Origin of the sequence: Enterococcus sp. NBRC 3427 (assembly GCF_007996925.1) — a bacterium.
Lineage (GTDB): Bacteria > Bacillota > Bacilli > Lactobacillales > Enterococcaceae > Enterococcus_B > Enterococcus_B lactis.
Genome location: NZ_BJLL01000080.1, coordinates 1 through 7,927 on the forward strand (window position 1 = coordinate 1; position 7,927 = coordinate 7,927).

The 7,927-nt window shown below is 37.4% G+C and carries 8 protein-coding genes and 1 tRNA gene; 1 reads left to right on the forward strand and 8 read right to left on the reverse strand.

Translation table 11 applies throughout. The features are described from left to right. Positions 1-38: 38 nt before the first annotated feature. The 6 genes from ESP02_RS12310 to ESP02_RS13370 all read right to left on the reverse strand — a co-directional run bounded on the left by ESP02_RS12310 (position 39) and on the right by ESP02_RS13370 (position 6,129). Positions 39-1,058, reverse strand: a complete 1,020-nt coding sequence (locus ESP02_RS12310; RefSeq protein WP_025478487.1) for a 2-hydroxyacid dehydrogenase — start codon at positions 1,056-1,058, stop codon at positions 39-41. A gap of 21 nt (positions 1,059-1,079) precedes the next feature. Next, on the reverse strand, positions 1,080-2,135 hold the full coding sequence (locus ESP02_RS12315) for an AEC family transporter (RefSeq protein ID WP_025478486.1): 1,056 nt from the start codon (positions 2,133-2,135) through the stop codon (positions 1,080-1,082). Positions 2,136-2,354: 219 nt separating this feature from the next. Next, on the reverse strand, positions 2,355-3,503 hold the full coding sequence (nagA, locus tag ESP02_RS12320) for an N-acetylglucosamine-6-phosphate deacetylase (protein WP_002374363.1): 1,149 nt from the start codon (positions 3,501-3,503) through the stop codon (positions 2,355-2,357). Positions 3,504-3,578: 75 nt separating this feature from the next. Continuing rightward, positions 3,579-4,415, reverse strand: coding sequence for a helix-turn-helix domain-containing protein (locus ESP02_RS12325; RefSeq protein ID WP_002374360.1), 837 nt, complete (start codon positions 4,413-4,415; stop codon positions 3,579-3,581). A 186-nt stretch (positions 4,416-4,601) separates the two neighbouring features. Then, entirely contained in the window at positions 4,602-5,819 is a 1,218-nt protein-coding gene (locus ESP02_RS12330; protein WP_002303757.1) for a pyridoxal phosphate-dependent aminotransferase, read from the reverse strand. A gap of 148 nt (positions 5,820-5,967) precedes the next feature. After that, positions 5,968-6,129: a hypothetical protein gene (locus ESP02_RS13370; protein ID WP_033795750.1), complete on the reverse strand. Its 162-nt coding sequence runs from the start codon at positions 6,127-6,129 to the stop codon at positions 5,968-5,970. 136 nt (positions 6,130-6,265) lie between these two features. Here ESP02_RS13370 and ESP02_RS12335 point away from each other — a divergent pair. After that, positions 6,266-6,349: transfer RNA gene (locus tag ESP02_RS12335), tRNA-Leu, on the forward strand. Between the two features lie 73 nt (positions 6,350-6,422). Here the strand turns inward: ESP02_RS12335 and ESP02_RS12345 are convergent. Further along, positions 6,423-6,695: a hypothetical protein gene (locus ESP02_RS12345; RefSeq protein ID WP_002374356.1), complete on the reverse strand. Its 273-nt coding sequence runs from the start codon at positions 6,693-6,695 to the stop codon at positions 6,423-6,425. 209 nt (positions 6,696-6,904) lie between these two features. Further along, positions 6,905-7,597 (reverse strand): hypothetical protein, encoded by a 693-nt coding sequence (locus ESP02_RS12350; RefSeq protein ID WP_002374352.1) that lies wholly within the window; start codon positions 7,595-7,597, stop codon positions 6,905-6,907. Positions 7,598-7,927: the final 330 nt, after the last annotated feature.

Sequence of the window (7,927 nt, forward strand, 5' to 3'; positions counted from 1 at the left end):
TATTTTTAAACATATTAGTGATGAGTGCCCATGTTTCTTTACTTTAATTGACGCGCTTTAGGAAGAGATACCTCATTTTTCGTTTTTCCAGTTTCGATTATTTCGCGGAAGTTCTCGAAGCTTGTCGAAATCATATTTGACAATGCCTCATCTGTATTTGAACCTACATGAGGGGTTATAAGAACTCTAGGGTACAATTCTACTAGTTGCTGGATAGCAGGATCTGGAATCGTCTCCCATGGCTTGAAAGATCGGAAAAAGACATCTGTTTCATTTGCAAAAACATCGGTTGCAAAACCAGCTAAATGATTGCTTTTCAAAGCTCTTAAAATAGCTTCATTATCTTGAAGCTCTCCACGAGCTGTATTGATCAAGATACTGCCTCTTTTCATTTGAGCCAAAAATCCTTCATTGATCATTTGATCGTTTTCACCTGGGATATGAGGTACATGGATACTGACGATATCGCTTTTTGCTAACAATTCTTCGAGTGAGTGAAACGTCAATACTTTTTTAGCAGCTTCTGTCTGATGGATATCATAACCGATTACTTTGGCTCCTAGCCCCTTAAACAAAACCGCTTCCGTCAATCCTATTCTGCCTGTTCCTATGATACCTACTGTGCAATTTCTGATTTCACGGCTAAACATTTGTTCATCCACTCGAAAATCTTTGAAAGATGTTCGGATCGTTGTATACGCTGTATTTCTCAAAAGCATCATGGCAAAAGTCAAAGATAATTCTGCTATAACATTTGGCGAATATGATGGTACACGGGCTACTGTCATACCAAAATCAGCTACCGCTTGTAGATTGATATGATTGACTCCCACAGTCCGGGTAAAAACATAGCGAATCCCATATTTCTGCATTTTTGCAAGATTGATCTCATCTGCTATACAATTTCCTCTCAGCAGGACAGCATCATGGTCCTTAGCTGATTCAATATTGTCATGCGTCAGTAGTTCTTCATAAAGACTCAGTTCATAATGGTAAATATTCAATTGCTCAAAAAAATCGATCTCATTCGGACGAACACCATAACATGCGATTCTCATACTTTCCTCCTCCATTTCCTATCAAAACAAACCTATGCCGTGAATCATTTGCAATACAACGATCCATACAGGTGTCAGTACTACAGCAAAAATAGTTGACAGTAAGGATGCATTAGAGGCTAAAAGTGCCTCCCTATCAAAACTGATAGCATAGGCTGCTGCCACAGTTGCGGCTGGTGTAGCCATCATGATAACAATCGTTGCCAGTGCTTCAAAATTGACCGGTAGAATATTTGTTGCCGTCAAAACTGCTAAAATCACGATATTCAACGCAGGCACAAATACCACTTTGACTAAACTGTAATACCATGATGTTTTTTCAGAAGCAGCTTTTTTGAAACTTACTTCACCTAATGTTGCGCCGATTGCTAGCCATGCCAATGGCGAACTTAAACCAGCTAAATAATCCATTGGCTGAAATAGCCAAGGTGCTGTCTGGTCAATTCGCAAAAACGCTACTTGGCTTATCTCTCCTTCTGCACCTGTAACTGACACTTGTGGAAGATATCCTTGGAACAGCCAAATGAAAAGGCCGGCAAAAGTAGCGATGATGATTGGATTAACGAACATCGCTTTGATATTTTTGGCTTCCATCTTCAAGCCACTCATTTTTATGTATCCATAAGAATACAAAAAGATCCGATAACCAATGTTGAAAATCGAGGAATACATCACGCCGACCGGTCCATAAATCGCACTGACGATCGGTGTCCCGAAAAAGGTCGTAGAACCAAAGATTGTCAGGACACGCAACGTTGATTGCTTATCCCCTTTATAACTTAAGAAAAAAGGTCTTGAAACTAGAATAAGAATAATATAAATCACTAACCCCCAAATCAAGACATTGATTCCTTGCATTAATAGTTCTGTATTGATATCTTGCATGAAAGCTCGAAATGCAAGTGCTGGCAGAGCCACTGTTAAAACAACTTTCGATAGGATTTTTCCAACAGATTCAGAAAAAATTTCCTTTTTTCTACAAATAAACCCTAATAATATAATAAAAACTGTTGAAGTGATTGCACTAACAATCGACATATCTGTCAAAGTCGATCGGAAAATATCAAATAAATTCATCTTTTCCCTCCTATTAATGTTCATTTATTCACAATACAAAATACTTTTATTTAGCTAATACGTATTAACATTTTTTATTTTATCTTTATATTGTTAAATATTGAACAATAAGGAATTAAAGAAACTTTTAAAACTTATGTAAAGTGATATTCGTTAGAACACAAAAAAACCTTAAAACCAAACTTGAGAAGTTTCGTTTTAAGGTTATCTTGGATTATATTATGCGTGGAAACGTTCCACACCATCTAGATAAGTTGCTTCCAATGTCATATCAGGGTTCAATACGATAAAGTCTGCGTCGCGTCCTTGAGCGATTTTTCCACATGTGTCATCGATTTTACAGCTGATTGCTGGAATCAGACTAGCCATCATGACTGCTTGTTCTGGTGTTGCTAGTCCCCAATCCACGACATTCTTAATTGCTTCTTTCAATTTCAAGATACTTCCAGCTAAGTTGCCAGATTCCAAACGTGCCGTTCCTTCTTTTACTACTACCGGAAATTCACCTAAATTGTAATTTCCATCAGGCATCCCACCGGCCATCATACAGTCTGTAATTAAAGCGACATGCTCATGTCCTGCTTTTTCCATTAGGATTCCTGCCGCATTTGGATGTACATGATGTCCGTCACAAATCAATTCAGAAAAGACATGTTCTAAAGATAATAACGCACCCACCATACCTGGTTCGCGATGATTCAATCCGCGCATCCCATTGAAAGCATGGACAAACACGCTGGCACCTGCTTCAACAGCTTTTTGCGCTTCTTCTAGCGTAGCGTTACTGTGCCCCAAAGAAACAACTACTCCTTCTTCAGTCACTTGTTTGACAAACTCTTCTACGCCTTGACGTTCCGGTGCTAAAGCAATTTTTTTGATCAAACCGCCTGAAGCTTCTTGCCATTCATGGAAAGTATCCAAATCAGGATCACCGAAATAACTTGGGTTTTGTGCCCCTTTGTGTTCTTCTGTGAAGAAAGGACCTTCAAAATAGATTCCTTTGATTTTAGCTCCTGGTGCTTCCTGATACATTTTTCCGATTGTCTCAGCTACATCTCTTAAACGTTCTTTGCTTGACGTCAATGTTGTTGGTAAAAATGAAGTCACTCCACAAGATAATAGACCTTCAGACATCACTTTGATACCTTCTGCATCGTTGTCCATTACATCATGATTCATATAGCCGTGAATATGTGTATCTACCAAACCAGGAGCAATCCATTTGCCGCTTTGGTCAATGATGTTGACTTCTCCCTCAGGTAGTTCTTTGGTGTATTCACCAAAAAGCCCATCGGTAATTTCAAGATAGCCTGCATTTTTGACGCCTGACGCTAAAAAGAATTTGTCAGCATAGATAAAAGTTCTCATTCTATTCTCTCCCTTTGTTTTTCTACCTCTAAAGTACTCTTATTTAGAGAAGAAGTCAAGAATGGTCTACACCATTTATAGATTTTTTGAAATTTGTTTCACAGCTTGTGCCAATCCTTCATAAAATGCTGCTCTATCTGGTTCTTCTTTACGCTTATATATCAAGCTCTTAAGCACAAATAAATCATTGAGATAATAGTAACTATTTTTCTCTTGAGCCCAATAGATTCCTTGGTTCACCTGCTCTAGTGCTTCATCAATTTCATTTTGATGGAATAAGAAATTTCCATAATTATAAAAAATTTGCGAAAATTCACTTTTTGATCGTTCATCAGCTGATTGATGCAGCAGTTGGATGCTTCGACTCAAATAGTAGCGGGCTTCAGCAGTTTTTCCTGCCACACCATATATTTTTCCGATACAACTAATCAGTTGTATTTCTGTGTCAGAGACATGGATTCTTTCTTTTTGGCTAGAGTAGCTTAATGCTTCTTTTAAATAATAAAGAGACTGAGAAATATTTTGACGCAACGTGAATTCACAAACACCGAGATAATAATAATATCGTTGAAAGTCAGCTGCTTGATACAGATTCTCAGAAATATCAGAAGATTTTAGTACTTGTTCTAACTTGCGATAATCACGTTTTTGGAAACAACTATCCAACAGTTCAAATAATTTATCGTTTGTCCGAGTAGTTTTTCGAGAGAGATTCATCACATGATCAATCGTTACTCCTAGCCGTTGACAAATCTGCATCATCACCAATACATTCGGCAGTTCCTCATTATTTTCGATCCGGCTTAGTACACTTTGTGAACAAATATCTTGCGAAAGCATCTTTTGCGTCATTTTTTGTTCTTTTCGAATCTCTTTAATGATCGTGCCAAAGGACTCGATTAACGTTTCCATAAGTATCCTCCCCAAAATATGCGTATTCGCATTCTATCCGTATTTTACTTTAGGAAGTCGCAAACTTCAAGAAAAGACTTGCAACTAAATAATATGACTTTAGTTATTTAAGAGATCCCCATTAGAAAGAGAGCCTCAGTATATTTGTCTGTGGCTCTCTTGCTGGAAAATTTGCTTTTTTTAAAGTCACTTTTGTCGATATGTCGCTAAAAATTCTCTCATTTTCTTAGCCGTTTGTTTCAAATCATCCATTTTAGGAAGATAGACGATCCGAAAATGATCTGGCTGGTTCCAATTGAATCCGCCACCGTGTACGAGCAGAATATGATGTTCATGTAAAAAATCCAAGACGAATTTTTCATCATCCAAAATATTGAATCGTTTTGTATCGATTTTAGGGAATATATAAAAAGCAGCTTTTGGTTTTACAGCTGAAAGACCAGGAATATCATTGATTGCATTATAGATATATTCTCTTTGCTCATAGATCCTTCCGCCTGGCAGGAGCAGCTCATCAACACTTTGATAACCGCCTAGCGCCGTTTGGATGATTTGCTGAGACAAGACGTTGGAACACAAACGCATGGAAGACAACATATTCAGCCCTTCTATATAGCCTTTGACGTGTGATTTATCTCCGCTTAGGACCATCCAGCCGACTCGAAAGCCTGCTACACGATGAGACTTGGATAGACCGTTCAGCGTAACAACGAACAAATCAGGCGCTAATGTAGCAATCGGAATATGTTCTAGGCCATCCATCACTAAGCGGTCATAGATTTCATCAGAATAAATAATCAGGTTGTTTTGTCGGGCTACTTCAACGATTTCTTCTAATAATTCTTTTGGATAAAGTGCCCCAGTAGGATTATTAGGATTAATGATGACGATCGCTTTTGTCCGACTCGTTATTTTTGATTTGATATCATCAATATCAGGATACCATTCTGCCTCTTCATCGCAAATATAATGAACAGGTGTACCTCCAGCTAAAGCAATCGAGGCAGTCCACAACGGATAGTCCGGCATTGGAACCAGTACTTCATCTCCATTGTCTAGCAACCCTTGCATACACATCGTGATCAGCTCGCTGACTCCGTTTCCGGTATAGATATCATTGATCGTCACATTCGGAAAATGTTTCAGTTGGCAATATTGCTCAATTGCTTTTCTAGCAGAAAAAATTCCCTTGGAGTCTGAGTAGCCTTCCGAATCACGAGCATTCATGATCAAATCACGAATGACTTCGTTTGGTGCCTCGAATCCAAAAGGTGCGGGATTTCCTGTATTCAATTTTAAAATACTGATGCCCTCTTCTTGCATCCGCTCTGCTTCTTCTAGAACCGGACCGCGAACGTCGTAACTAACACCTTCTAATTTGTTGGATTTTTCAAATTCTCTCATCACTTAGCCAATCCCTCATTTCAAAAAGTTAGAACTTTCCAAATTTTTTGTTATTTACTATTTCAATATCATACTCCATCCTAGAAAAATTTGCCACTTATTTAGGAAAAACATAAGTATCAGAAAAACGCTGAGAAGCGCTGAGAACTTACTGGTCATGATAGTCATTCCATAGATTTGCTGCCCAATCCATTGCAACCCCACAAATAATTCCCAGCATCAACCCAAATAGAAAACGACCAAATGCAAGGCCAATCAATATGCCTAGAATCATCCCCAGTCCTGAAAATTCTCCGTCATATTTCTCCATCTTCATAAGACCTCCCACTTTTTGAGCTTGACAACTATGTAAAACCTCGCTATCATTATTGTGTTATTATTTATGCAGACGTGATGGAACGGCAGACATGCCACTTTCTATTAGTAGGTCTGTAGTTTTATATCAGGCAGATGTGTTGGAATTGGCAGACAAGCATGATTGAGGGTCATGTGAGCGTTAGCTCGTGTGGGTTCGAGTCCCATCATCTGCATTTTTCTTTCAAAACAAGCGGCTAGGACATTTTTGTCTCAGCCGCTTTTCTTTTTCTCGTTCATTCTTTCATCTTATTGAACCTTTTTTCTTGGGTATAGACTTTTCTCATATTCTACCACAATTTTTGGTTTTCCTAACACATGATAAGATCTCACAACGAATTGTTTTCTATTATTGTAATATCCTGTAACAACTAGTTTCATCCCTTCGTCTACTTCAGCTAGGAAGTTCAAACTATGGGAAGCAATCAAACAATTGACCTCATTTAAGCTAAAACGAATCAGTGGTCTGGCGCTGATCTGCAACGTACGGATCTTATCTACTGTTCCATATTTTTTCTCCATTGCCTTCACCTCATTACTATTATACGAACATACATTCCCTTTTGTAAAGAGGAAACACTCTTTATCTTGCGATTTTTTATCCAGCTATTTTTCTTAAAGAACATATAACTTTTCTTACAACGATGAAGGACCACTTATTAACAAAAAAGCGGCAACAGCATAAATTGCTGTCGCCGCATTGCTGATCAAGGGTTACTTATCGTAAAAGATTATTTACTCAAATGTTCTTCAACGATTTGTTGAGATTTATCAGCTGTATCTTCCACTTCGCCTTTTGCTTTTTCTAACTTTTGAATATATTGTTTCAAACTTGTGTTTTCAGCAGTTGCTTCGTCTAATTTTTTTTGCGTATCTGCTAACTGAGTTTCTAAATTTGCTTTTTCTTGTGTCAGTGTTGCGATTTGTTGGTTCAAACCATTTACAGTATTTTGTAATTCTGAAAGTTTTGCTTGTGCTTCTTGTAGTCTTGCAGTCCAGTCTGCATTCAAACGATTGATTTCATCATTTTTTTGGTTGATTTCGTCTAGTTTCGCATTGATTTCATTTTGTTTGCTTTGTAGTTGTGCATCCTTGCTGACTAATTGACTTTCTAAGTTTTGTTTTTCTGCTGCCGATTGATTTTTTTGGTTTTCTAATTCATTTACTTTTGTTTGGTATTCTTGGACATCTGCCTTTGAATCTTGCAATGTCTGTTCTTTTTGTGCTAGTTGAGCGGTAAGATCTGTAATCGTTTGCTCTTTATCTGTCAACGTATGGTCAAGCTGTGTCAGATTCTCATTGATTGTATCGATATCTGTCTCTCCACCCCACAAAATAATTTCATTTGCGTAACGCGTGCCTGTATAGCCAATTAGACATAGAAATGCAACCACGATCCCACCAGCAATAATTTTCTTTTTCATTATGTAGCTCCTTCATTTAATATTTTTACACACTAAAAGTAAGTGATTTCACATGCAATGTCAAGCACTTTTAAATCACAGTTGTAATTTTAATAGAAACGCTATTAAATTCTCATTTAATCTTCCTTTTTTATGTATCTGAAAAACTTTTCATAGAGAAAAATATACCTTAACACTTTCTTAATTATAGATGTATGGTAAAAATAAATGAAAAAAACTAGTTTTTCTTAAACGTAATCCTTTTCATTTCATAAATTACTGTGTTTATTACAAAAAACGTGGATTTGTCATAAATTGTCATGCTTCTTTTACCTATGAAATATTTTCACG

What these genes read in the sequence shown, in the direction of transcription:
- ESP02_RS12350 (WP_002374352.1), bottom strand. Translation starts at nt 7,597, where the DNA reads ATGAAAAAGAAAATTATTGCTGGTGGGATCGTGGTTGCATTTCTATGT.
- ESP02_RS12325 (WP_002374360.1), bottom strand. Translation starts at nt 4,415, where the DNA reads ATGGAAACGTTAATCGAGTCCTTTGGCACGATCATTAAAGAGATTCGA.
- nagA (WP_002374363.1), bottom strand. Translation starts at nt 3,503, where the DNA reads ATGAGAACTTTTATCTATGCTGACAAATTCTTTTTAGCGTCAGGCGTC.
- ESP02_RS12345 (WP_002374356.1), bottom strand. Translation starts at nt 6,695, where the DNA reads ATGGAGAAAAAATATGGAACAGTAGATAAGATCCGTACGTTGCAGATC.
- ESP02_RS12310 (WP_025478487.1), bottom strand. Translation starts at nt 1,058, where the DNA reads ATGAGAATCGCATGTTATGGTGTTCGTCCGAATGAGATCGATTTTTTT.
- ESP02_RS12315 (WP_025478486.1), bottom strand. Translation starts at nt 2,135, where the DNA reads ATGAATTTATTTGATATTTTCCGATCGACTTTGACAGATATGTCGATT.
- ESP02_RS12330 (WP_002303757.1), bottom strand. Translation starts at nt 5,819, where the DNA reads ATGAGAGAATTTGAAAAATCCAACAAATTAGAAGGTGTTAGTTACGAC.
- ESP02_RS13370 (WP_033795750.1), bottom strand. Translation starts at nt 6,129, where the DNA reads ATGGAGAAATATGACGGAGAATTTTCAGGACTGGGGATGATTCTAGGC.